The organism is Pseudovibrio ascidiaceicola (assembly GCF_900114245.1).
Taxonomy (GTDB): Bacteria; Pseudomonadota; Alphaproteobacteria; order Rhizobiales; family Stappiaceae; genus Pseudovibrio; species Pseudovibrio ascidiaceicola.
Map to the genome: position 1 here is coordinate 676,558 of NZ_FOSK01000001.1, position 19,812 is coordinate 696,369.

The 19,812-nt window shown below is 50.0% G+C and carries 22 protein-coding genes and 1 tRNA gene; 10 read left to right on the plus strand and 13 right to left on the minus strand.

Annotated elements, in window-relative coordinates; all coding sequences use genetic code 11:
• Positions 1-35 precede the first annotated feature (35 nt).
• Both hutW and hutX read left to right on the plus strand, forming a co-directional pair.
• Positions 36-1,406 carry a heme anaerobic degradation radical SAM methyltransferase ChuW/HutW gene (gene hutW / locus BM231_RS03260; protein WP_093516661.1) on the plus strand — a complete coding sequence of 457 codons (1,371 nt, stop codon included), beginning with the start codon at positions 36-38 and terminating at the stop codon, positions 1,404-1,406.
• Entirely contained in the window at positions 1,403-1,897 is a 495-nt protein-coding gene (gene hutX, locus BM231_RS03265; RefSeq protein WP_093516663.1) for a heme utilization cystosolic carrier protein HutX, read from the plus strand. Before hutW ends, hutX begins: the two co-directional genes overlap by 4 nt.
• 105 nt (positions 1,898-2,002) lie before the next feature.
• Here hutX and BM231_RS03270 read toward each other — a convergent pair whose 3' ends face one another.
• On the minus strand, positions 2,003-2,569 hold the full coding sequence (locus BM231_RS03270; RefSeq protein ID WP_093516665.1) for an MAPEG family protein: 567 nt from the start codon (positions 2,567-2,569) through the stop codon (positions 2,003-2,005).
• A gap of 351 nt (positions 2,570-2,920) precedes the next feature.
• Between BM231_RS03270 and BM231_RS03275 the strand changes: the two genes are divergently transcribed.
• Positions 2,921-3,349 (plus strand): Hsp20 family protein, encoded by a 429-nt coding sequence (locus tag BM231_RS03275; RefSeq protein WP_063294901.1) that lies wholly within the window; start codon positions 2,921-2,923, stop codon positions 3,347-3,349.
• Positions 3,350-3,510: 161 nt separating this feature from the next.
• The gene (locus BM231_RS03280) at positions 3,511-3,771 is read left to right on the plus strand and encodes a BQ00720 family protein (RefSeq protein ID WP_008548441.1); all 261 of its coding nucleotides are present in this window, start codon (positions 3,511-3,513) and stop codon (positions 3,769-3,771) included.
• Between the two features lie 152 nt (positions 3,772-3,923).
• Here the strand turns inward: BM231_RS03280 and ptsN are convergent, their stop codons facing one another.
• The 8 genes from ptsN to BM231_RS03320 form a co-directional block, all read right to left on the minus strand.
• Positions 3,924-4,391 carry a PTS IIA-like nitrogen regulatory protein PtsN gene (gene ptsN / locus BM231_RS03285; protein WP_057462732.1) on the minus strand — a complete coding sequence of 156 codons (468 nt, stop codon included), beginning with the start codon at positions 4,389-4,391 and terminating at the stop codon, positions 3,924-3,926.
• Positions 4,392-4,466: 75 nt separating this feature from the next.
• Positions 4,467-5,057: a ribosome hibernation-promoting factor, HPF/YfiA family gene (gene hpf / locus BM231_RS03290; RefSeq protein WP_084403556.1), complete on the minus strand. Its 591-nt coding sequence runs from the start codon at positions 5,055-5,057 to the stop codon at positions 4,467-4,469.
• A gap of 218 nt (positions 5,058-5,275) precedes the next feature.
• Positions 5,276-6,814, minus strand: coding sequence for an RNA polymerase factor sigma-54 (rpoN, locus tag BM231_RS03295; protein WP_093516667.1), 1,539 nt, complete (start codon positions 6,812-6,814; stop codon positions 5,276-5,278).
• Between the two features lie 74 nt (positions 6,815-6,888).
• On the minus strand, positions 6,889-7,683 hold the full coding sequence (lptB, locus tag BM231_RS03300) for an LPS export ABC transporter ATP-binding protein (RefSeq protein ID WP_057462735.1): 795 nt from the start codon (positions 7,681-7,683) through the stop codon (positions 6,889-6,891).
• 19 nt (positions 7,684-7,702) lie between these two features.
• A complete protein-coding gene (gene lptA / locus BM231_RS03305; RefSeq protein ID WP_208860021.1) occupies positions 7,703-8,212 on the minus strand; it encodes a lipopolysaccharide transport periplasmic protein LptA in 510 nt (169 codons plus the stop codon).
• A gap of 56 nt (positions 8,213-8,268) precedes the next feature.
• The gene (gene lptC / locus BM231_RS03310) at positions 8,269-8,931 is read right to left on the minus strand and encodes an LPS export ABC transporter periplasmic protein LptC (protein ID WP_208860022.1); all 663 of its coding nucleotides are present in this window, start codon (positions 8,929-8,931) and stop codon (positions 8,269-8,271) included.
• A gap of 252 nt (positions 8,932-9,183) precedes the next feature.
• Positions 9,184-9,804, minus strand: coding sequence for a ribonuclease D (locus BM231_RS03315; RefSeq protein WP_063309252.1), 621 nt, complete (start codon positions 9,802-9,804; stop codon positions 9,184-9,186).
• A 112-nt stretch (positions 9,805-9,916) separates the two neighbouring features.
• Positions 9,917-10,003: transfer RNA gene (locus BM231_RS03320), tRNA-Leu, on the minus strand.
• 230 nt (positions 10,004-10,233) lie between these two features.
• Here BM231_RS03320 and BM231_RS03325 point away from each other — a divergent pair.
• Positions 10,234-11,220, plus strand: coding sequence for a complex I NDUFA9 subunit family protein (locus BM231_RS03325; protein WP_093516673.1), 987 nt, complete (start codon positions 10,234-10,236; stop codon positions 11,218-11,220).
• A gap of 226 nt (positions 11,221-11,446) precedes the next feature.
• On the plus strand, positions 11,447-12,643 hold the full coding sequence (locus BM231_RS03330; RefSeq protein WP_093516675.1) for a DUF8038 domain-containing protein: 1,197 nt from the start codon (positions 11,447-11,449) through the stop codon (positions 12,641-12,643).
• 48 nt (positions 12,644-12,691) lie between these two features.
• Here BM231_RS03330 and BM231_RS03335 read toward each other — a convergent pair whose 3' ends face one another.
• Positions 12,692-13,501: an undecaprenyl-diphosphate phosphatase gene (locus tag BM231_RS03335; protein WP_093516678.1), complete on the minus strand. Its 810-nt coding sequence runs from the start codon at positions 13,499-13,501 to the stop codon at positions 12,692-12,694.
• Between the two features lie 149 nt (positions 13,502-13,650).
• Between BM231_RS03335 and BM231_RS03340 the strand changes: the two genes are divergently transcribed.
• The 3 genes from BM231_RS03340 to BM231_RS03350 all read left to right on the plus strand — a co-directional run bounded on the left by BM231_RS03340 (position 13,651) and on the right by BM231_RS03350 (position 16,300).
• Positions 13,651-14,343: a glutathione S-transferase family protein gene (locus BM231_RS03340; protein WP_057462740.1), complete on the plus strand. Its 693-nt coding sequence runs from the start codon at positions 13,651-13,653 to the stop codon at positions 14,341-14,343.
• Positions 14,344-14,402: 59 nt separating this feature from the next.
• On the plus strand, positions 14,403-15,497 hold the full coding sequence (gene queG, locus BM231_RS03345) for a tRNA epoxyqueuosine(34) reductase QueG (protein WP_244527140.1): 1,095 nt from the start codon (positions 14,403-14,405) through the stop codon (positions 15,495-15,497).
• A 143-nt stretch (positions 15,498-15,640) separates the two neighbouring features.
• Positions 15,641-16,300, plus strand: coding sequence for a sulfotransferase family 2 domain-containing protein (locus BM231_RS03350; RefSeq protein ID WP_093516680.1), 660 nt, complete (start codon positions 15,641-15,643; stop codon positions 16,298-16,300).
• Between the two features lie 97 nt (positions 16,301-16,397).
• Here the strand turns inward: BM231_RS03350 and BM231_RS03355 are convergent, their stop codons facing one another.
• Positions 16,398-17,312: an oxidoreductase gene (locus BM231_RS03355; protein ID WP_093516682.1), complete on the minus strand. Its 915-nt coding sequence runs from the start codon at positions 17,310-17,312 to the stop codon at positions 16,398-16,400.
• Between the two features lie 118 nt (positions 17,313-17,430).
• Here BM231_RS03355 and BM231_RS03360 point away from each other — a divergent pair, with 118 nt between their 5' ends.
• Positions 17,431-18,120, plus strand: a complete 690-nt coding sequence (locus BM231_RS03360; RefSeq protein WP_093516684.1) for a TetR/AcrR family transcriptional regulator — start codon at positions 17,431-17,433, stop codon at positions 18,118-18,120.
• Positions 18,121-18,126: 6 nt separating this feature from the next.
• Here the strand turns inward: BM231_RS03360 and BM231_RS03365 are convergent, their stop codons facing one another.
• Together BM231_RS03365 and hisC are read right to left on the minus strand one after the other, a co-directional pair.
• Positions 18,127-18,609, minus strand: a complete 483-nt coding sequence (locus BM231_RS03365) for a helix-turn-helix domain-containing protein (RefSeq protein ID WP_093516686.1) — start codon at positions 18,607-18,609, stop codon at positions 18,127-18,129.
• Between the two features lie 132 nt (positions 18,610-18,741).
• Positions 18,742-19,797 carry a histidinol-phosphate transaminase gene (hisC, locus tag BM231_RS03370; protein WP_093516688.1) on the minus strand — a complete coding sequence of 352 codons (1,056 nt, stop codon included), beginning with the start codon at positions 19,795-19,797 and terminating at the stop codon, positions 18,742-18,744.
• Positions 19,798-19,812 lie beyond the last annotated feature (15 nt).

The following is a 19,812-nucleotide window of genomic DNA, read 5'->3' on the forward strand; positions in this document are numbered from 1 at the left end:
TGCGAGCCAACCAATTTCATAATGCAGGTTGACCGATGAAAGCAGCGCTGGAACAGTTCTTTGCTCAGGAAACAGATGATCCTCTCCGTTACGCATTTCAGCGACGTGGCGCGCATATGCCCGGCTCTGCTGGTGAGGCTGTGTTGGAAGAGGAACACCAGCTTGTTTGGCAGGAAATTCAACAATCTAAACGGTCAGGCATGGCCGTCATGTATTTGCATGTCCCGTTTTGCGCCAATCACTGCCTGTTCTGCGGGTTCTACCGTAACAAATGGCATGAAGAACACTCAGCCCCATATGCTGATGCATTAATCAAGGAACTTGAGCTGGAGGCATCTTCCAAAGCTTCTCAAAGTTCACCAATCAACGCCGTTTATTTCGGCGGAGGCACTCCGACAGCCCTTCATGCGAAAGACCTCGCAAGAGTGATCCGTCGTATCCGAGAGCTTTATCCTCTCTCAGCCGATTGTGAGATCACAGTTGAGGGACGTATCTTCCACTTTGATGATGACAAGATAGATGCCTGTCTGGATGCGGGTGCAAATCGCTTTTCAACCGGTGTTCAGTCCTTCAACACCAAAGTCCGCAAGCGACAGGGCCGTAAGGCGAGCGGATCAGAAGCAATCCGCTTTTTTGAAGGCCTGAGAGACCGCAACCGTGCTGCAATCGTCTGTGACCTGATACTAGGCCTGCCTTATCAAACCGAAGAGGTTTGGCGCGATGACTTGCGAACTGTTGTCGATTTGGGTTTGGACGGCGTTGATCTATACACCCTCGCTGTCTTTCCTGGCAGTACTCTCTCAAAAGCGATTGATAAGGGGGCCTGCGACCCAGCTGCGCCCTTGCCGCAACAGGGAGCCATGTACGGCGAGGGTTTAGAGTACATGCACCGCCAAGGTTGGAAACAGATCTCTTCCAGTCATTGGGGCCGACAGACCCGCGAGCGCAATCTTTACAACACATTGATCAAGTCCGGCGCGGACTGCCTTGCATTCGGCTCGGGAGCAGGCGGCAACATCAACGGATATTCCTACGGCATCCATGGAGGAATCGTGGACTACATGCGGTGCCTGGAGGAGGGGGAGAAGCCATTGTCGCGTTTGCACAGGACCGATCCATTGTCTTCTCCCCTCAATTTCCTGGCTGCTGGAATAGAAGAGATGCGCCTCGACTTAGGGCGTTTGGAGCGTATCGAACCTGGCGCTGGCGGCTTTCGCAACTCTATAAATCCACTTTTGAGCAATTGGCAGCGTACCGGCTTGATCGCAGGTGAGGAGATCATCTCCCTCACCACAGCAGGGCGCTTTTGGCACCAAACCCTTCTCACTTATCTCAAGGCTGCATTTAAGCTGCACTCCGCAAGCTTGCAGCCAGAAACCAAAACCTATCAAGAAGAGGCTGCATGAACGCACAAATCACAGAGCTGAAAGAGAAGCTTGCAGAAAATCCAGCAGGCATTCTGGAGAGCATTGCTAAGGAGCATAATCTCTCAATGGCTGACACAATCCGTTGCTTGCCAGAAGAAATGTGGCGTGAACATTCAGGCGAACGCTTTGACGAAGTGATCAAAGCCATCCCTGCTTGGGGCAATGTTACAAGCATTGCAAATACCGGAGACATGATCTTTGAAGTGAAAGGTCCGTTCCCAGAAGGTAGCTATGCACGCGGCTTCTATAACCTCAAGCAGACAGAGGGCGGCTTCTCCGGTCACATCAAGGCAGATGCGTGCCATTCCATCATCTTCTTGAAGCGTCCATTTTTCTCCAAGTTGGCTGTGTCCATCAATTTCCTGAATGCAGATGGCAACAGCTACCTGAAAATCTTCCTTGGCCGCGATGATGAAGGCCAGATTAAGCAGGATCAGCTTGAAAAATTTGATGCACTCGCGAGCTGGTGAGGCTGTGAGACATCAAAAATCACAGGCCACCGTTTTCGCTCCCGGTGACCTGTGAAAAGCAGAAGTCGGGGCATTGCCCCGGCTTTTCTGTTTGTACGATGAGGATTAAGCAAACATTGCCATAACAAGGTAGCTGGCCATCCCGTAAAGACTGAGCAAGCTCAGGCTCATAAACAGGCCTCGTAGGCCGGTTTGGGCTGACAGATAACTGTAAGTGTAACCAAGCCGGGCAACGGCAAACCCGACCACCCAAACCTGCACCATAAGAGTCACAGGTGAAACGACAGCCACAACAGTTCCTAACAGCACAAAGTAGACCATGTTCTCGGTGGTGTTGCGGTGAGCATTGTGACGACGTTCCAGCGCGTCACGAGCATCCTGAGCAATTGAAGACGGGCGCCCGCCTTTTTGCTCCCACTCTTCTGGTGTTGTCGCCAGATCATACTTAGCGCGTGTGAGCTCCGTGACAGTCATCAGCCAGGTATGATTGCCAAGAAGCAGGACCGCAGCGATGATCAAGGCTTCGATTGCTTCTGGAGTGGGAAGAGTGATGACGAGCGGTTTAATGCCGAAGACGAACAGGTTGATGAGAAGGCTGATAGCGATCAGCGCAAACGGATAAGCCTTCACCATCAAAGTGGCACGTGAGTTATCTACCTCAGCAATGTACATTCCTATCACTCCCCTTGAGGCAACATTCTCCAAAAGCAGACGCTACGATTTCTTAAGGGGGACGTAAACCTGTCATTCCCGGCATGGCAGCAGAGAAGGGAAACGAAGGACCAAACAGACCAAGGGCTCAAAGCAGCACTGTTTAAAGTCCTGCAAGTTTACCACCCAAGCTTGTTGTGGGGCCTGAGAATACCGTTGCGATCCGGGAGAATTAATTGAGTATCATTAAGTTAACTTGAAACCTTCGCCGCTAACCGCCATATTCCAGAAGAAAGACCGAGAGCGAGATGCTCTCACACCGGATGCCTAATGAGGGTCTGGAGCTGGGTCGCTTGAAGAAGGACTTGGATTATGACGCGAGTATCTGCGTTTTCGAGCCCATTTATGTTGGGGTTCGATGATATTGAGCGCGTATTGGATAGGGTAAGCAAGGCAGCCAATGATGGCTACCCACCCTACAATATTGAACGCCTCGCTGCCACCGAAGAAAAAGGTGAAGTCATCCGCATCACACTTGCGGTTGCTGGCTTCACACGCGACCAACTAGATGTTTCTGTTGAGGAAAGCCAACTGGTAATCCGTGGTCGCCAACAAGAAGACAAAACTCGCCAATACCTACACAGGGGTATAGCTGCACGACAGTTCCAACGCGCATTTGTGTTGGCCGAAGGCATTGAGATTTTAGGGGCAGACCTGAGAGATGGTCTGTTGTCTATTGATCTTGCTCGTCCTGAGCCAGAGCGTATCGTTCGCCGGATTGAAATCTCGGCGGGGGACTGAATTTAAGGAGCAATCCTTTCTTCGCGCTGATCTGAATATTGAAGCGTATCTCCGGAAAACGGAAACCCGGTTTTCGAGAAAGGATGCGCGCGACAATAAAGACTTAGAGTTTGAAGCGTGAACATACGCGGCCTGCTCTAACAACTCTCAAGGAGAAGGCGATGACACGCGCCCCTTCTGTGCTGGCCGACGACCCGTACGAAAATTTTGAAGAACTCGGAGCTGGTGAGGTCGCCTATGTTAGGCGGGTTTCTCCAAATGACCTGAAGAAGATGTTCCCTGATGCGGAGCTGCAGGATGCAGACCTCCCTGCATGGGCTCTTTTGGCGGCTGACGGAACTCCGCTGGTTCTGACTGACACACGCAACGCAGCAATTGCAAACGCAATTGAGAACGATCTGGAAGCTCTGAGCGTCCATTAAACCAATTCTTGGGAACACCAAGAGCGAGTGAAAAAGAAGATTAGCATTTCAAGGCATAGAAATGCTCTTCGAACCCAGTGAATTAGGCAGAGAAAAAGCCTGGATCGGAATGCGTCCGATCCAGGCTTTTTTATTTTTTGAGCTGACGTGCCTCAGGCTGCGTTAGGCGAAGCCTGTGGGTGGGTCAGAATAGAATAAATTGCAGCAGCGTCTGTTGTCGCGCGCAGCTTGCTAGCAACATCAGAATCCCTCAGAAGTCGGGCAACGCGTGCCAGAGCTTTCAAGTGGTCCGCCCCAGCGCCTTCTGGCGCGAGTAAAACAAAGATCAGATCAACAGGCTGGTCATCCAAGCTGTCGAACTCGATCGGTTTGTCCAGACGCGCAAACAGGCCGTGCAACCCGTCAAGGTCCACGATTTTTCCATGCGGAATTGCAATGCCGTTTCCGACACCTGTAGAGCCGAGACGTTCGCGTTGCAGCAGCGTATCAAAGATATCGCGCTCAGTTTCTCCGCAAATCTCAGAGGCCCGTTCTGCAAGTTCCTGCAGGGCTTGTTTCTTGCTGTTTGCCTTGAGGTTGGCAATGACAGCCTCAGGACGAAGAAGTTCGTTCAGATCCATTCCTTGATCCGTGTCCATGCAAAATACAAAGCCGGTAAAAACCGGCTTTGTACAGGGTCGCGATGACCATGATTATCAGTTAGGAGCAGCCCCGTTAGCGAGATTTGGATCAATCCAGCCAACGTTTCCATCGTGACGACGGAATACGACATTTACCTCACCATTACCAGCGTTGCGGAACACTACAACGGGAGCTTCACTTAAATCTAGCTCCATAACTGCCATTCCGACAGTCAGTGTTTTCACTTTCGCTTCGGTTTCTGCAACCACAAGTGGGTTGTAGTCGGCGGGTACCTCTTCTTCCTGCTCAGGATCAGCAAGAACATACGATGTTGCGCCGTACGTTTCCCACTCTGCAGGGAGGCCATTTGTGTGGTGGTCGTTTAACTTTCTGTTGTAGCGCCTTAGCCTTTTCTCAATGCGTTCGGCTGCTTTGTCGAAACTTTGTCGCGGATCCTGACTGTCGCCTGAAACCTGAAGCACGACTCCCGTGCTGAGGTGGACTGTGCAGTCGGATCGGAAGCCTGAGCCTTCGCGAGCGATTGTCACATGACCCGTGTATGCTCCTGGGAAATATTTATCCAGTGCATCGGAAATCCGGTCTTCAACGTGTGTCCTGGTTGCGTCACCAATGTCCACGTTCCTCCCCGAAATTCTAATTGTCATGGGAACCTCTTATGTTGTGTCGACTTATTCGCTGACAGGTTCTTCAGCCAAAGAGCAAAGAACCCTTCAACACATGTAGTTTGGACCAGCTAAGTTTAAAGTGCTACTGTTTTCGAGTTCTTAGAAAAATCTATGAGAACAGAAAAACATCCTATAGAGGTTATTAACTGATCGAGACCCTATTATGTCTCTTTGAAACCATGAGAAATATCAGTGGGTTAGGTCAGGCTTTTCTTTTCTCTCCGACGCTGAACTGAGCTCGGAATCTTTAATGCTTCCCGATACTTAGCTACAGTTCGTCGCGCTATATCCACACCGTCGTCTTTCAAAATTTTCACAAGAGCGTCATCTGAAAGAATCTTCTTCGGATCTTCAGCGTCAATAAGTTGCTTTACCCGATAGCGTACTGATTCCGCTGAGTGCGATTCACCGCCCTCAGAAGAGGCGATTGCAGCAGAAAAAAAGTATTTCAGCTCGAAAATACCTCGTGGTGTGGCGATATATTTATTGGATGTCACACGACTAACGGTGGATTCATGCATGCCAATGGCGTCTGCCACAACGCGCAGGTTCATTGGTCGAAGATGCTGGACACCATAAGTGAGAAAACCGTCTTGTTGACGAACAATTTCAGAGGACACCTTCAGGATTGTCCGCGCCCGCTGATCAAGGCTTTTGACCAGCCAGTTTGCGGTCTGCAGACTATCGGTGAAGTAAGCCAGTTCCTTATCGTTCTTAGAGCCCTGAGAAATCTCTGAATAGTAGCTCTGGCTAACCAAAACCTTTGGCAGGCTCTCTGTGTTGAGCTCAACGGTCCAGCCACCATCTGAAGCAGGTCGAACAAACGCATCTGGCACAATCGGTTGCGTAATTTCAGTATTGAAAGCAGCGCCAGGCTTCGGATTGAGCTCCTTGATCTCAAGGATCATGTCCTTGAGGTCTTCATCATCCACTTTGCAAATACGTTTGAGCTTTACGAGGTCATGTAAGGCTAGCAACTCAATGTTCTCGACCAGCGCCTGCATGGCAGGGTCGTAGCGGTCTTTCTCTTTGAGTTGCAGTTTTAGGCACTCAGACAAATCACGCGCAAACACACCAACCGGATCAAGCCCCTGCAAAGCAAGAATAACCCGTTCTAGGCCTTGTCCCGAAACTCCGAGGCGTTCAGACATCTCTGCGCCATCAATGCGCAGATAGCCATTTTCATCAATACAATCGATGAGTTGATGAGCGACCAGAACATCGGCAGGATTTGTAAGCACAAAACCGAGTTGCTCCTGAAGGTGCTCACTCAAGGAGATTTCTGCGGCGACAAACGCTTCAAGATTGTAGTCAGAAGCACCTGATGAGGTGCTGTGGCTTGGTGCCTGCCAGTTATCCGCTTTCTGCTGAACCGGATCAACTGATTGGTGCTCGCCATTATCATCAGGAAAAACATTGGAGAGTTCAGAATCCAGATTGCTCGAAATTGCTTCCGGAGTTGTCTCCAACTCGTTATTGAGCCAATCCCCTTCCTGCATCTCTGCAGGACTACTGTCAGCTTCTGGAGTATTTTCAGAGTGAGAAGTTTCTATAGCTGGTCCAGCGCCATCCGGGCTATCGTCTCGCTCTAGAAAAGGATTGCTTTCCAACTCACTATTAACGTGGGCAATCAGGTCCACATTCGACAGCTGCAACAGCTTGATCGCCTGCATCAGTTGCGGCGTCATGACAAGCTGTTGGCTTTGTCTGAATTCTAATTTTGGACCGATTGCCATAGAGTTGTTTCGTCCTCCAAGTGCTGCAAGCTAGCCTGCAACACTCTTCTACGCAATTCGGCATAGGTTGGAAATCAAAGAGTGAACTGTTCCCCGAGATACAAACGCCTTACATCTGGATCAGCAACGATCTGATGTGGCTTGCCTTCGGTTAGAACTTCACCTGCCGCGATAATATAAGCGCGGTCAATCAGTCCAAGCGTTTCGCGAACGTTGTGGTCTGTAATCAGCACGCCGATTCCACGCTGGGTCAAATGACGTACGAGTTGCTGAATGTCGCCCACTGCGATCGGGTCAATACCCGCAAACGGCTCATCAAGCAGCATAAAGGACGGGCGAGTTGCCAAAGCCCGCGCAATCTCTACGCGGCGGCGCTCACCACCACTGAGTGCGATACTTGGCGATTTGCGCAAGTGCGTGACACCAAATTCGGTCAGGAGCGAGTCAAGATCTTCCTCACGGCGCTTCTTGTTCGGCTCCACCACTTCCAGCACAGCACGAATGTTGTCTTCAACAGAAAGCCCACGGAAAATCGAGGCTTCCTGCGGCAGATAGCCAACACCCAAACGCGCACGGCGGTACATTGGCAGCTGTGTCATATCGAAGTTGTCGAGACGAATTGAACCATGGTCCGGACGAATAAGACCGGTGATCATGTAAAAGCAGGTTGTTTTACCAGCTCCGTTTGGACCCAGCAGCCCCACAGCTTCGCCACGGCGTACATTCAAGCTAACGTGTTTGACAACCTGACGACGTCCGTAACTCTTGCCGATGCCATCAACTTCCAGCACCGCCTCTGATGGGTCAGCGTACTTGATGCCTTCTGGCTGGTGCGTTGGGATCTGAGGATCAATTGGGTGTGCACTCAAGAGCGTGGCCTATTTTGCTTTAGTTCTTATTTTCAAGGCTGTTCGGCTGCAAAAGCATCCGCACACGGCCAGTGTTACCGCCAGTTTCGCTGGAATCCAGATTTGCTTTGCCTGTCTCCAGATTGATCACAAGGCGCTTGCCAACAATCACGTTCGGTCCCTGGCTGAGAACAACGCGCTTGCCGGTCATCACAACAACCTGTTTGTCCATATCAAAACTGGCATCGTCACCGGTTGCGACCTGATCCTTGGAGGAAATCAGTACCTTACCTTTTGCTTCAAGACGGGAAATGGACTGTTGGACGGCTTGGCCATCCGCTGTGCCATTGGCCATGGAGCCAGCATAAAACACGATCAACCGCTGGGTTTCCAGCTTGGTTTCACCTTGGGTAACAACAACGTTGCCACTGAAGATAGCGCTTTTGTCTTTGTCACGAACCTGAAGGTTAGTCGCTTCAATCTCAATAGGTTCTTTATTGTTAGAACCAAACCCGGCAAATGAATCGGAGAACGTTTGTGCGTGGGCCATTCCAGCCAGCCCGTATGCCATAAGACAAGATAGAGAGAATATTCTCATCCGGTTAATCATTGACCGTTCTCCAGTGCCCAGGGCAGAAGCTTCATTTTGACGCCCCGGCGAAAATTCAAAACATTGTTTTTCTGATCAAATTCCATAGATCCAGCATCGATATAGCCACCATCTGACATGACATCAACTGTATCGTTGGTCTGGATTGTACCTGTCTTCATATCGATATCGAGATACTCAAATTCTGCGGAATAACCTTTGCTGTACGCGACCGTAATCCCATTGGTGAGATTCAGGGTTTCCATTTCCGTATCAAACGTCCCGTTTCGCGAGGTGATACTAACAGTTTCCCCGGGAGCTATTGTGATTTCAGCCACAATATTCTCCAAATCAATCACTTGCGGGTTTGTAATACGCTGAATAGCCCGGTCGGCCTGAACGTTGTATGAACGGTCGCCATCATTTCCTGACAGATGCGGGTTGGACATGACCAAACCTTCGGTTGTCAGGCTGATATCTCCGATGCTCAGGCCGGCAAGAATGTTTTGGAAAACGATCATGCCAACCACACCAGCGGCGATCAGTATTCCACCAGCAGGAAGAGCAAATCGGAGGATGCGAACGAGAATGGAATGTCGACGCGCAGATTTGCGCGCTTTTTCAAGCCGTGTTTGCGCTTCACTCGCAAACTCTTTGGGCATGTTTTCCATTGTTGTCATTCATAGTCCTGGAACATTCTGGACGCGATACAGATAGGGACCGCTGTCCGGTTGCCATTTTCCGGTCTCACTCTCAAGGAGTAACCAGTATCTTACAGGCACAAACCGCTTCCGTTGATACGCAAATTTTCAGGTAAAAACCCGAAAGGAAGCAGTAAGTACACACTAGCTGCCTAAATGGGGGGGCTTCAACAAATTACAAATGCTGAAGCCCATTAAACCGCAAATACTGGTAGAAAACTCGAGTTTCGCTTAAGAATGTGCGAAAATATCGTTCTCAGGCCATCCTGCGAGGTCAAGCTGTGCACGTGTTGGCAGAAATTCGAAGCACTTCTGTGCAATCTCAGTGCGCTCTTCACGTTCCAGCATAAATTCAAGGCGTTCTTTAAGCTTATGAAGGTGCAAAACATCTGATGCAGCATAGGCCAACTGTGCATCGGTCAGCTTTTCAGCAGCCCAATCAGAGCTTTGCTGCTGTTTGGAAAGGTCAACACCTATCAACTCGCGGCAAAGATCTTTCAGTCCGTGGCGGTCTGTGTAAGTTCGCACGAGCTTGGAAGCGATTTTTGTGCACCAAACCGGAGAAACGGAAATGTCCAGATACTCTTTCAATATGGCAACATCAAAGCGGGCAAAGTGAAAAATCTTTGGCTTGCTTTCATCTTCAAACAGCGCTTGCAAATTAGGAGCAACCAACTGGCCGCGTTCAATCTGCACCACGTCAGCAGAGCCGTCGCCAGAGGAAAGCTGCACAACGCACAACCGATCCCGGTGCGGATTCAGACCTAGAGTTTCAGAGTCTACTGCAACGGCCTCAGCTGAAGCATAGTTGGAAAGGTCTGGAAGATCGTTCTTGTGATATCTGATTGTCATTGTTGCTCTCGAAGAATAAGCGCGATTTGGTACATGAGACGTGTTTTGTCTCTTCTACACCAAACGGTCAAGTTACTCTGTAATTTTTAGGGAGAGCTTTGTGAAGAAAAGATGGTGCCCAGAAGAGGACTCGAACCTCCACGCCCTTGCGGGCACTAGCACCTGAAGCTAGCGCGTCTACCAATTCCGCCATCTGGGCATATCATCTTTTTCTTTCAGAGGGTTGCTGCTTGGCAGCGCCGCTCTGTGAGGCTGGGTTCTAGTGATCCGGGCTAAGATTGTCAATCGCACATTTGCAAAGAGTTTTAATTTCTCCACAGAGTGCCTTCACATCCCAAATCCTTGAGCGTATTAACATCCCATGAATTATAGCTTTTTTGAGGGTTATGCGCGCTAATACGCGTACCTGCAAAATTTTGGCAAAGGTGGATGAAAATGGCGCAAGCGCTTAACGGGAAACTTATAACCGTTTTTGGCGGGTCAGGATTTATTGGTCGTCACGTCATCAGGATATTAGCAGAGCGCGGATACAGCGTCCGCGCCGCTGTGCGTCATCCTGATCTGGCAGAGCATTTGCAGCCGCTGGGGGCTGTGGGGCAGATCATGCCTGTTGCTGCGAGTGTGCGAAACAAAAAATCTGTCGAGCGCGCTGTAGAAGGTGCCTGCGCAGTCATCAACCTTGTGGGTATTCTCTATGAGAGCGGTGCTCAGAAGTTTGACAGTGTTCAGGCAAAAGGCCCGGCAACGGTGGCTGAGGTCTGTAAAGAGCAAGGCATTGAGAAGCTGGTTCACGTTTCTGCAATTGGAGCAGATGAAAACAGCCCGGCTGTTTATGCAAGAACAAAAGCTGCAGGCGAAAAGGCTGTTCTGAATGCAATGCCAGATGCAGTCATCTTTCGTCCTTCCATCGTTTTCGGTCCAGAAGATGACTTCTTCAACCGCTTCGGCAGCATGGCGCAGCTCTTCCCGGTATTGCCTCTGATCGGCGGTGGTCATACTAAGTTCCAGCCTGTTTACGTGGGTGATGTTGCGCTCGCTATCGCAAATGCCATCGAAAGCAAGGCTGAAGCTGGCAAAATTTACGAGCTGGGTGGCCCTCAGGTTGCGACCTTTAAAGAATGCTTGCAGCTGCTGATGCAGGTCATACATCGCAAACGCATGCTGGTTACTTTGCCGTTCCTGATCGCCCGTATTCAGGCAAAATTCATGCAGATGCTGCCAAAGCCAATGTTGACAGTCGATCAGGTTAATCTGCTGAAGAGCGATAATGTGGTGAGTAAGGAAGCGCAGTCGGAAAAGCGTACGTTTGAGGGACTAGGCATTGAGCCGCACTCCATGGAAGCAATTCTGCCGACGTATCTTGATAAGTTCCGCCCGCATGGACAGTACGACGCGAAAAGACCCTCGAAGTCATAACGATCAAGCAAATGCGAAGACACAAAACCCCGCTTCAAGCGGGGTTTTTTAATGCCTGAGGCTACAGTAGCGCGCTCTTTCCATTTTAATCTAAGCTCTCTGACTTGGCATAAGCATATATTCACCACCAGCTTCAAAAGCCGTTCCACCTTCATCAGAGTAACGCATATTACTCGATAATGAAGTGTCCTTTTAGATGTAGAGCCTTCAAAGCTGGAAGAAGACCATGCCACTGACTGACCTGACCCCAGAAGAGCACCAATGGACGGAGGAGATGTTCAAACTCCTGCGCATCAATGCAGGTGGTGAAGAGGGCGCAGAAGGAGGCGCAGCAGCGGGGGGCGCTGCATCCGTTGACACACCTGCGGATTTTTCTCAGCTTGAGCATTCAATTTCTGAGCTAAGTACCAAAAGCGATATTCTGAGAAATTATAAGGCGCTTAGTTCTTCTTTCAAAAAGCTTGATAAAGCAACGCAGTCTGCCCTCAAGGCGGCACTGGCTGCTATCCATGAGAAAGACAAGCAAGCCGTTGTTTCCGCAGTGTCTGCATTGCAAAAGTGCGTTTCAGAGCATTCTGAACTGATCAGTGATGCCGAAAGAACGCTCTCTGAATTATCAGATGAAGTTAATGGCTTGCGACAGGAATACAATGAACACGCAGGCCGTAAGGCTGAGTTTGTGAAGCGCGCCTACTTTAGTAAGACCAACGCCAAAAAGCTCAGCAAATTCTCCTCAGCTTGTGAGGATGTGAGCAAGGAGCTCACCCACGCTGAAGCAAGCGTCCAGGCTCGTAACATTGATGATGTCAACAAAGCTCTCAAAACATCCACCAAAAGCCTTCAAAAACTGCGCAAAGAGATGGATTGGCTCGACACTTCAGAAGCAAGCAAGTCCGAAAGCAAACGCATGGGTGATGAAAAACTTCAGGGCAATTTGACTTCTGACTATGACAAGAAGAGAGAGAGTTGGCGCCCTCAGGTTTGCTACAACGCTGCAATGAAAGTTGGGGTTATCGAAGGCAACCTGCCTGAATTTATGCGAGCAAGTCTGATGGGTGAGAACAAGGTGAATGGCTATCCGGAAGGTTATCCGGAACTGATGGGAATATCTCCTGAAACAATTGAAAAAGAGTTCGACCACACCAAAGTGGAAGAGTCCGGAGTTCTAAATTTTGTTGATGATAGAACCGGCCATATTTCTCATACAGCGTATCTTCAAAAGACGGACAAAGGATCTGTCGAGCTTTATCACACCAATTGTCAAACGCTGGATATGGCCTTGTTAGGTAAAGCGCAGAATATCCCGAAAGCAGGATTGGTGACACATTATGAACTCAGTGATCCCGACACGCAAAACAGGTTCCAGGAATGGTTGAACAAGGGATACAGCTTCAAACACACCCCAGCTTCCGACCTGAAATAAAAAAGCGCCGCATATTTGCGACGCTTTGAAGATGAATTGTAGATGCGGTTAGCTCTGAGTGAGGATGAGACCTAGTAGTCCAAGCCCGCCTACAATGATGCGCCACCAGCCGAACAACGCGAAGCCATGTTTGGAGACATAATCAAGCAAGCTGCGTACAACAAAGAAACCGGCAATAAAGGAAGAGACCAGCCCGATGATAATCAGGGTCCAGTCATCCTGCCCCAACGCGTCCTTGTTTTTCAGAAAGTCAAAAACAAACGCACCAACCATGGTTGGCATTGCTAGGAAGAATGAAAACTCCGCCGCTGACCGTTTGTCAGTGCCCATCAGCAAGGATGCGACAATCGTAGCGCCACTACGAGACACGCCCGGGATCATCGCCATGCACTGTGCAAAGCCAATCTTGATGTAAAGCGAAAGCGGATAGTCTTCCACGTTGGTATAGCGTGCTTGCAAAGGCATTTTATCAACCAGCAGCATAATGATGCCACCGAAAATCAGCGTTACGCAGACCAGAGCGGGAGTTTCAAACAAAACCGCCTTGATAAAATCGTAGGCCAGCGCGCCAATCGCTGCAGCAGGTAGAAACGCAAGCAGAACACCTATTGTGAAATGCCGGGCTTTTGCACTTGTTGGCAGTGCAACTGCAATTCTTGTGAGCCGTGTGAAGTAGACACTCAGGATTGCTGCGATAGCTCCAAGCTGGATCATCACCTCAAAGGCGCGACCTTCACTTTTAAACCCGATAAAATGCCCGATCAGCAGCAGATGCCCTGTGGAGGAAACTGGGATGAATTCAGTCAGGCCTTCAATGATGCCGAGCAGCAATGCGCCGACGATACTTTCAGTTGTCATTAAACGATGGTCTCCACGAATTTTCCCCAGATGTCATTGGTGAGGTTGTCCCCGTGTTTTCGTATGGTTTACCGTCTCAAGACTCTTTTGAGACAAATTACGTTTCTATAGCAACCTTTTGGTTACAGGTTTGCTCATAAATCAGAACAATGCTCAAGCTCTATCATCATCCTTTCTCTCCTGAATCGCGCTTCGCACGCTTAGCGCTCGGAGAATATGGAACTCCGTTTGAATGTCAGACGGAGTACCCTTGGGCACGTCGTCACGACTTCCTCATGATGAACCCAGCAGGAACGCTTCCCGTTCTGAAGGAAAATGATGGCCCTGCTGTGTGCGGGCCCATGGTTATCATGGAATACTTGGACGAAACTCGCGGCTATGCGATTCCTAACAGCCGCTTGTTGCCAGATCATCCTGAAGCACGTGCAGAAACGCGTCGTCTCGTCTCTTGGTTTTTGCAAAAATTCCTCGGTGAGGTTATTGGCTACATCGTGCAAGAACGCATTTACAAACAGGAGATGCCGGATAGCCAGGGTGGCGGACAGCCAGACTCAAGCATTCTTCGGATCGCACGGGTCAATATGCTGAACCACTTGCGCTACATCGGATACCTTGCCGCGACACGTAAGTGGCTGGCTGGTGATCGGCTCACATTCGCTGATCTGGCCGCAGCAAGTCTTCTCTCCTGTGCAGACTATCTTGGTGAAGTTCCATGGTCCGAGGACGAAAACGTGAAGAGCTGGTACGCGCGGATGAAATCTCGTCCGAGCTTCCGCCCAATTCTGGCGGACAAGATGCTCGGCATGCCAGCGGCGAAGACCTACGCGGATCTGGACTTCTAAAACCTCATTCAGACACACAGCTAACGGAAAAGCAGGCTGCTCGCGTTAAAGCAGACCTGATCAAGCGTGCACGTGCAGTTGGGTTCGATGACGTCCGTATCACCACGGCTGATGCGATCCCGCTCGCGCCAGAGCGCCTGCATCACTTCATCGAGCAAGGTTATCACGCCACAATGGAATGGATGCCGGAAACAGAAGTCCGGCGTTCAAGCCCGTTGGAACTGTGGCCGGAAGCCCGCTCTGTTGTTATGCTGGCGATGAATTACGGGCCGGATGTCGACCCGATGGAAATGCGCGACAAGCCAGATAAGGCGCACATTTCGGTCTATGCTCGTAATCGTGATTACCACGACATAGTCAAAGGCAAAATGAAAGAGCTGGCTAGCTTGTTGGTCTCCAAAGGTGGTGGGGATGTAAAAGTATTTGTCGACACTGCTCCGGTAATGGAAAAGCCTTTGGCTCATTCCGCTGGGCTTGGCTGGCAAGGCAAACACTCCAATCTGGTGTCCAGAGAGCTTGGCTCCTGGTTTTTCCTTGGGGCGATCTTCTCAACCCTGGATTTGCCACTGGATGAGCCTGAAGTCGACCATTGTGGCAACTGCAAACGCTGCCTCACAGTTTGCCCGACTGAGGCCTTTCCAGCGCCGTATCAAGTGGATGCCAACCGGTGTATTTCTTATCTGACCATCGAGCACCATGGTCCGATCCCACTGGAATTTCGCAAGCCAATAGGCAACCGCATCTATGGCTGTGATGACTGCCTCTCTGTTTGCCCGTGGAATAAGTTTGCTCAGTCTGCCAGCGAAGCCAAATTGCAAGCCCGCGAAGACCTGATGGAACCAGCCCTTGCAGATCTGCTGCAAATGGATGATCCAACCTTCCGCAAGTTCTTCTCCGGTTCTCCGGTAAAACGGATTGGCCGCAACCGCTTCATCCGCAACTGCCTCATCGCAGCAGGCAACAGCGCAGAAGAAAAGCTCATCCCCCAGGTGCTGAACCACCTGCGAGACAAAGACGAAACCGTCCGCGCCACCGCAGTCTGGGCCCTAGCCCAACTTGCCTCCACCACCGATTTCGAGAAGCACAAGTCAGTATTGTTGGTGGATGAACAAAGTGATGTGGTCAAAGCTGAATGGGAACAAGGCATCTCGTAAGGCCGTGGCGCTTAGCTCAAATCGTTAGAGGTACGTACAATCAGCACTAATTGTCCCTTTGAAAGTTTAAGGGAAATTTGAAGGCTTTGCCACGAGGCCAATTTATTTACCCTGCACCTAAATAGATTGGTTGGTAGGTGTGGATGCCCTGTATATTTCTGAATAAACACAAGCTCCTCTTTATACATATACCCAAAACAGGAGGTCGCTATATTACAGAACGCTTTAAAGAAAACCAAGGTTTGCTCGGAGGCGTGGAGCACTTTGGGTGTTCGACGCATATCTCTCTCAGAAAACTCCAGGTCCATAAAAATTTTCTTGAAAGAGAGATACAGGACTATGAAGCATTTTGCGTTGTCCGCAATCCATGGGATCAGGCTGTTTCAATGCATAAGTTCGTGCGGACGGCAGTGCGTCGTAGGGTAAAGGATCGACTGTTGGGTAAAGAGGTGAAACGCGATACGTCATTATTGGGGGATCTGAATATACTGCGCCAGCGCTACCTTTGTTCATTTGACTACAATGTGAAAGAAAGGATTAGGTATCAAAGACTGAAAGAAAAGGGGACTTTGCCGCGCCAGCAGTTAGATTGGGTAAAGTCTGATCAGTGCGTAAAGACCCATGTTCTACGATTCGAGAGTTTCTTGGAAGATATCAAGGTGTTACCCAAAGAAGTAGCAAATTGTTTGAATGGGTTTGTCTCCAAACCTCAGCCTTATCATGATTGGTTTTCTCCCAAATTGGCTGGAATTATAGAACAGGCTTACAAACCAGATATCGAAGCGCTTGGCTACAAGTTTTAATTATCCAACCTCTTCATCTCATGAGTGTTAATCAGCGCTTTGTACTCCAATGAAGCAGAGTGATGTCAGGGCACCTCTTCTTGAGGCGCCTTGTCAATCAGGCAGTGTCGCTTGCCTTCACATACTTAAACTCAGTGAGTTTCTCAGAGAGTGCCCAGAGTTTTTCCTGAAGCTCTGCATCCACTACTGGGCCAGAAAGTTTCACAGGACTCGGGTTGCCCCATAGCCCGAAGCGTGGTCCCAGAAAGGCGCATTCCGCAATATCTGGAGCCGTTGCTGCAGCTAATTGTGGGCGACATCCAAACTCAACCGGTCGTGCCAGAAACCGAGACAGCCATCCTCCCATCCCGATGGACTGCTGACGTTCCGTTGCTGTCAGGCCAGGGTGTGCAGATACTGATTTGGCTGAAGAGCCTGCCGCTTCAAAACGCCGTTGCAATGCAAACATGAAGAGTAGATTTGCAAGCTTACTATTACCGTAGAACCCCAAGCGAGAATAAGGTCGCTTTTCTGAATGCAAATCTTCAAGATCCAGTTTTGCTGCTCTGTAACCGCCGCTGGAAACGGTTACGACGCGAGCATTTGGCGTCGCAAGGAGTGTTTCAAACAATAATCCGGTCAGTAAAAAGTGACCCAGATGGTTGGTTGCCATATGCATTTCCCAACCTTCTTTGGTGTGCATTCGTTGCTCTAGGTTTACGACACCTGCGTTGTTCAGCAGAATATCCAACTGCTGATGCTTTGTAGTGAAAGCCTTTGCAAACCGGTGAATGCTCTTCCGGTCTGTCAGGTTAAGAGGGAGCACCTCCAGAGAAGCTGAGCTGACCTTCTGGCGGACACGTGTGATCGCAGTCTCACCCTTTTCGATGGACCTACAAGCAATCACTACATGTGCACCGCGCCTTGCTAGTTCCAACGTGGACTGAAAACCAAGGCCGATGTTGCCGCCCGTAACCACAGCCGTTTTGCCTGCGAGGTCTTGACTGTTTTTATTATTTGGCTGTTGTTGCAAAGTATCTCTCCTGAGATTGTTAAAATAACAGAACAGCGGTAGTTTATTTGGAGAGTTTGCGAGAGTCAATAAACGACCGATGGTCGTTTATGTGCCATGCGGAAGAGTGATTAAGAATATGAAAGAAAAATCAAAAGCTTATCAGCGTGCACGTACAGCAGAACATTTTGCTGAACGAGAGAAGATGATCCTGACGTCAACGCGTATTCTTATGGATAGAGAAGGTATTGAAAACACGAGCCTTTCCGCTGTCGCTCGGGAAGTTGGTCTCGCAAAATCCAGCCTCTATCGATATTATGAAAGCCGGGAGCAAATTCTGGTAGCATTGCTTCAGGAGGAGGCAGATCTTATGATCGCTGACTTCAAGAAGTCTCTGAGTGAGCCGAAAAGCAAGCAAGACCTGACAAGCATTGCAAAGCTCTGGGCCAAGGTTTGCTTCGCGCATCCGCGCCTGTGCTTGTTGGTCAGTCAGCTTTCCCCAATTCTGGAGCACAACCTCTCAACGCAGCGCATTGTGGAAGCCAAACTACAGTTCCTGCAGCGCCACCACCAGATGGCAAAGATACTGGGCGCTGCCCTACCGTACATCAGTGAGGCAGGGGCTCTTGCTGCAGTTCAGTACGTTTTCACAATTGTTGCAGGGCTTTGGCCGATGAAGGCAGAACGCAAACATGCACTGGCAGCGCTAGAACATCCTGAACTGGCTCATTTGAAGACAAACTTTGAGGATACGCTGGCCAGCGCAATTGAACTGTGCCTGCTCGGTATTCTGGCGAAAGAGCAGAACTGGGAGCCTATGTTGGAATAACAGCGGCTACTGCCGCTGCCTCAACCGTTTCTTGATCTGGCGCTTCTCCCAATCACCACCAAATGGATTGATAACCTCAAACACACTCAAACCATGAGCAACGAGGCCGATGCCAAACCCAAAAGCAACCCACAGGAACCAGAGGTAACCTGGAGAAGTGAGCAGGTTCAGTACCGCCAAAGCTGTGATCACAACGGCGTACTGGATGAGGTTCATGTAAAAGCTTCGTATATCCCGCACATACTCCATGGCTTCCTGCTCCTTGCCGGAAAGCTCGGGTAAAATTCCATTGGATGCTGAGGGCATGTCCTGTTCCTTCCTGAGATCACCAAAATCCGTGTCCAGAGCAGAAGCAATGCATTTCAGGGTTTCGGGGCTTGCATTCGCGCCACGTTCAATGCGCTGCAGCGTCCGCGTGCTAATACCTGCCATGTGTGCGAGCTGTTCCTGAGAAAGCCCTTTTTCAATGCGTAATTTTCTGACAATCACGGAAAAAATCCTGTTCTTCAACTAGGAACAATCTGGAAGCTTCTTAAATAAAACACCACGACAAACAGCCGACATGATCACGACACGAGCAGGACATCGCAACCTAATGCCCTGTAAAATAACAGAATTTATTCAGAGCATTGTCCGAAGCACCTTCACCAATGCGGTGCATTCTTCAGTGGTTCCGATAGAAATACGCAGCCAATCGTTGATCCGTTCTTTCTTAAAGTACCGAACCAGAATGCCGTGCTCTCGCAAATCTGCATGTATCCGCTCCGCCGGCACATGGGCATGAGAGGCGAAAATGAAGTTCGTTGAAGATGGCAACACCGTAAAGCCGAGTGTCTGGAGGTTCTCGGTAAGCTTCTCTCTATCAGCAACAATCTGGTCGCGCGTCTTCTCAAACCATTCCGTGTCCTCCCAGGCAGCAAGCGCGCCTGCAAGCGAAAGCCTGTCGAGCGGGTAGGAGTTGAAGCTGTCCTTGACCCTGTGCAATCCCTCAATCAAGTGCGGCTGCCCTACCGCAAACCCGACACGCATTCCAGCAAGGCTGCGTGACTTCGAGAAGGTCTGCACCACCAGAAGGTTGTCATAGTCCGGCACCAGCTGAACTGCACTTTGCCCGCCAAAATCGATGTAAGCCTCATCGACAAGAACCACGACATCCGGATTTGCCTTGAGGATTGCCTCGATATTCTCAAGTGGCATAGCGAGCCCGGTTGGCGCATTCGGATTTGCGATGACGACACCACCACAAGCCCCGGAAAAGTCACTCGGATTGATACAGAAGTCACTGTCGAGAGGGGCCAGCTGATACTCAATCGAGTAAAGCTTACAATAGGTTGGGTAGAAGGCGTAGGTGATCTCCGGGAAGAGAATCGGTTCTTTCCCACTGAAGAAGGCATGGAACGCATGCGCCAGCACCTCATCACTGCCATTACCTGCAAAGATATGATCAGAGGTCAGCTGAAGAGAGGATGCAATGCCTGCTCTGAGATCAGAGGCTGATGGGTCGGGATACAACCGTAACGCATCGCCTGTGGCAGCAGCAATCGCTTCCAATGCACGTGGAGAGGGACCCCATGGGTTCTCATTGGTATTCAGTTTGATAAAGGTCTGATGCTTCGGCTGTTCACCCGGTGTGTAGGGCTCCAGTTTTTGGACAATCGGGCTCCAGAACCTGCTCATATCTCAATCCAATCT

What these genes read in the sequence shown, in the direction of transcription:
- hutW (WP_093516661.1), top strand. Translation starts at nt 36, where the DNA reads ATGAAAGCAGCGCTGGAACAGTTCTTTGCTCAGGAAACAGATGATCCT.
- hutX (WP_093516663.1), top strand. Translation starts at nt 1,403, where the DNA reads ATGAACGCACAAATCACAGAGCTGAAAGAGAAGCTTGCAGAAAATCCA.
- BM231_RS03270 (WP_093516665.1), bottom strand. Translation starts at nt 2,569, where the DNA reads ATGTACATTGCTGAGGTAGATAACTCACGTGCCACTTTGATGGTGAAG.
- BM231_RS03275 (WP_063294901.1), top strand. Translation starts at nt 2,921, where the DNA reads ATGACGCGAGTATCTGCGTTTTCGAGCCCATTTATGTTGGGGTTCGAT.
- BM231_RS03280 (WP_008548441.1), top strand. Translation starts at nt 3,511, where the DNA reads ATGACACGCGCCCCTTCTGTGCTGGCCGACGACCCGTACGAAAATTTT.
- ptsN (WP_057462732.1), bottom strand. Translation starts at nt 4,391, where the DNA reads ATGGATCTGAACGAACTTCTTCGTCCTGAGGCTGTCATTGCCAACCTC.
- hpf (WP_084403556.1), bottom strand. Translation starts at nt 5,057, where the DNA reads ATGACAATTAGAATTTCGGGGAGGAACGTGGACATTGGTGACGCAACC.
- rpoN (WP_093516667.1), bottom strand. Translation starts at nt 6,814, where the DNA reads ATGGCAATCGGTCCAAAATTAGAATTCAGACAAAGCCAACAGCTTGTC.
- lptA (WP_208860021.1), bottom strand. Translation starts at nt 8,212, where the DNA reads ATGGCCCACGCACAAACGTTCTCCGATTCATTTGCCGGGTTTGGTTCT.
- lptC (WP_208860022.1), bottom strand. Translation starts at nt 8,931, where the DNA reads ATGACAACAATGGAAAACATGCCCAAAGAGTTTGCGAGTGAAGCGCAA.
- BM231_RS03315 (WP_063309252.1), bottom strand. Translation starts at nt 9,804, where the DNA reads ATGACAATCAGATATCACAAGAACGATCTTCCAGACCTTTCCAACTAT.
- BM231_RS03325 (WP_093516673.1), top strand. Translation starts at nt 10,234, where the DNA reads ATGAAAATGGCGCAAGCGCTTAACGGGAAACTTATAACCGTTTTTGGC.
- BM231_RS03330 (WP_093516675.1), top strand. Translation starts at nt 11,447, where the DNA reads ATGCCACTGACTGACCTGACCCCAGAAGAGCACCAATGGACGGAGGAG.
- BM231_RS03335 (WP_093516678.1), bottom strand. Translation starts at nt 13,501, where the DNA reads ATGACAACTGAAAGTATCGTCGGCGCATTGCTGCTCGGCATCATTGAA.
- BM231_RS03340 (WP_057462740.1), top strand. Translation starts at nt 13,651, where the DNA reads ATGCTCAAGCTCTATCATCATCCTTTCTCTCCTGAATCGCGCTTCGCA.
- BM231_RS03350 (WP_093516680.1), top strand. Translation starts at nt 15,641, where the DNA reads ATGCCCTGTATATTTCTGAATAAACACAAGCTCCTCTTTATACATATA.
- BM231_RS03360 (WP_093516684.1), top strand. Translation starts at nt 17,431, where the DNA reads ATGAAAGAAAAATCAAAAGCTTATCAGCGTGCACGTACAGCAGAACAT.
- hisC (WP_093516688.1), bottom strand. Translation starts at nt 19,797, where the DNA reads ATGAGCAGGTTCTGGAGCCCGATTGTCCAAAAACTGGAGCCCTACACA.